3 protein-coding genes are annotated in these 2,715 nt (G+C 59.3%); 1 reads left to right on the forward strand and 2 read right to left on the reverse strand.

Annotation, left to right across the window (positions count from 1 at the left end; translation table 11 throughout):
* Positions 1–699 (reverse strand): FAD-binding oxidoreductase (locus tag OXF11_02520; GenBank protein ID MCY4485973.1); only part of this gene is annotated, 699 nt, incomplete at its 3' end.
* Between the two features lie 74 nt (positions 700–773).
* On the opposite strand from OXF11_02520, the gene OXF11_02525 reads away from it, so the two are divergent.
* Positions 774–2,558: an AAA family ATPase gene (locus OXF11_02525; protein ID MCY4485974.1), complete on the forward strand. Its 1,785-nt coding sequence runs from the start codon at positions 774–776 to the stop codon at positions 2,556–2,558.
* On the opposite strand, the gene OXF11_02530 is transcribed toward OXF11_02525, so the two are convergent.
* The coding region (locus tag OXF11_02530) for a hypothetical protein (protein ID MCY4485975.1) at positions 2,527–2,715 on the reverse strand (189 nt) is incomplete at its 5' end. The two genes, OXF11_02525 and OXF11_02530, sit on opposite strands and share 32 nt — an antisense overlap.

Raw genomic sequence — 2,715 nt, forward strand, 5'->3', positions numbered from 1 at the left:
CATGGCGGTTGCCCGCTGCCGGGCAGGCGCGAACAGCGCCAGGGTGGCCTCGCAGATCACGCCGAGGGTGCCCTCGCTGCCCACGAAGAGGTTCTTCAGGTCGTAGCCGGTGTTGTCCTTGCGCAGGCCGCCGCCGAGGCGCGCCACCGTGCCGTCGGCCAGCACGACCTCCAGGCCCAGGGTGAGGGCGCGGGCGCTGCCGTAGCGCAGCACCGCCGTCCCGCCGGCGTTGGTGGACAGGGCGCCGCCGATCTGCGCGCTGGCTTCGGCGCCGAAGCTGAGCGGGAACAGCAGCCCGGCGGCGGCCGCGGCGTCTGCCACCTCGGCCACCGTGGCTCCGGCGCCAACCGTGATGCTGCGCCCCAGACGGTCGATGCGGCGCACCTCGCGCATGCGTCGCAGGCTGAGCAGCACCGACGGCCCGTCGCGCAGCGGGGTGGCGCCCCCGCAGAGCCCCGTGTTGCCACCTTGGGGTACGACGGCCACGCCGGCGGCGGCGCAGAGCCGCACGACCGTCGCCACGTCTCCGGTGTCGGCCGGGGAGACCACCGCCAGGGCATCGCCGTGGTAGTGCCGGCGCTCGTCGACGAGGAAGGGGGCCATGATGTCCTCGTCGGTCTGGATGTGGCGGGTTCCCAGCGCAGCGTCGAGCCGGTCGACTATGGCGTCATTTGGCTGGCAAGGTTCCTGTTCTGGCATGACTGTCCAGTTCTTGTAGGGAGCGGCGATCGTTGAGAGCGCACTAGTCTCGAAATGCTAGGATTACTTCTCAGATGCGGCCACTCCACTACATCGAGATTACGAACTTCAAGCTCTTCGGGCACGAACCTCAGCGAATCGATCTCGATCATCCCACAGTATTGGTTGGTCCGAACAACTGCGGAAAGACAACGATAATTCAGGCGATTGCCTTCTGGTCCCACGCAGTCAAGGTGTGGTACGCCAGCAAGGGTCAAGCGCCGCCCAAGAAGCGGACTGCTACTGCTCTCAATCGTCTGAATATCGTCTCAGTTCCCGTCCGCCGTACCCGGTATTTCTGGCACGATGCGGCGGTACGCACAGGTAATATTCCAATACCAATTGACATTACAGTAGGCGTACTACACGCCAACACGATCTGTCCAGTAACCATTACATGTCGTAACCAGGGGGAAGATATCGTCTATTGTGCTCCGGACGAGGCGACTCTCGAGAACCTAGACGCCATTGCGACGGCTGCCGCGGTAGATGTGCATCTCCTCTATTCGATGTCTGGCCTTGAGCTTGAAGAGCCCACTGTTCAGCCAGGTAGGGTGAATGTCCTCTTGGGTCAGGGCCAGACCGCTCAAGTGTTACGGAATCTGTGCCTTATGGTTCGCCAGAGTTCTTCAGATGACTGGGAAGCCATCACCTTGCTCATGGGGCATCTGTTTGATATTGAGTTGACCGATCCACTTGAGAATTCGCGCGGGAGTATCGATCTTCATTATCGTCAGCAAGGGCTAGCTGTGCCATTGGAGATCGCCAGTGCGGGGCGCGGTCTTCAACAAATTCTGCTGATTCTGTCCTACTTGTACTCACACCGTTCTGGTGTTCTTCTCATCGATGAGCCGGACGCCCATTTGGAAATTCTCCGACAGAAGCAGGTGTATGTTCTCTTGCGTGAAATTGCTGCAGAGAATGATTCGCAAGTCCTAATCGTTACCCACTCTGAGCAGATCCTTGACGAGGCTGTAGATCACAGTCTGACGCTTCTACTAGGCGGGCGGTCAATTCCTGTGCCTGGTAGCTCGGTTAGTCGTGACGCCCTGAAGCAATATGGGACGGAGCACTATCTTCGCGCGCGTCAGCGTGGGTACGTCCTATACTTGGAAGGGAACACGGATCTGCAGATACTCAAGTCACTTGCAAAGAGACTGGATCATCCCGTTGCGGGTTCTTGGGATGAACGCGCGAACATTTACTATGTACAGGACAACTATCCTGAGCGTAGTCTTGATGCGGAGTTGGCGCGAGTTGAAGGAGCCTACGGACTCCCGCCGGAGAGACACTTCTACACGATGCGAGAGATGGTCCCGGGTATTCGTGGTCTCGCGATCTTAGATGCAGACAAGGGTCGACATGACCCGTACGAGCGAGAGGGGTTCAGAGTCAGCTATTGGCATCGGTATGAAATTGAGAACTACATCGTTACACCGTTAACGCTGCGTCTCGCCGCCGCAGATGAGTATGATGATGGATCATTTGACATTTTGGTGGCTGATGAGGTACTTGAAGACCTAATCGCTGAGCGCATTTTCTCTGACGCTACCGGACTCGGCGTTTGGCAGAACGCCGATCAGACGACAAGACAGTTCCTCTGGGAGACGTCGACGAAGGGTGTCAAGCTGAGCGACTTCGCGGAGGAGTTCTTCCGTCGTCTCGCCACGAATCTGGGAAGACCAATGTTGATGCGCAAGGCGGATTTACATCGACTTGTGGCTTTCGTCGATGTCGCCGTGGTTCCCGCCGAAGTCGGTGAGAAACTCGATCTTCTCGATGAGCTGTTCAAGTCGGCGAGGGGATCAGAAGACTCCTGACAGAGAACTGCGCATCGCGCCGGCGCTCGTCGACGAGGAAGGGGGCCATGATGTCCTCGTCGGTCCGGGTGTGGCGGGTTCCCAGCGCAGCGGTGAGGTCGGCGAGGAGGGCATGGCCATCGACGGTCCCGTCGGAGGGGGGCATCGGCGATCTACG

Source organism: Deltaproteobacteria bacterium, from assembly GCA_026712905.1.
Taxonomy (GTDB): Bacteria; Desulfobacterota; Binatia; order UBA9968; family JAJDTQ01; genus JAJDTQ01.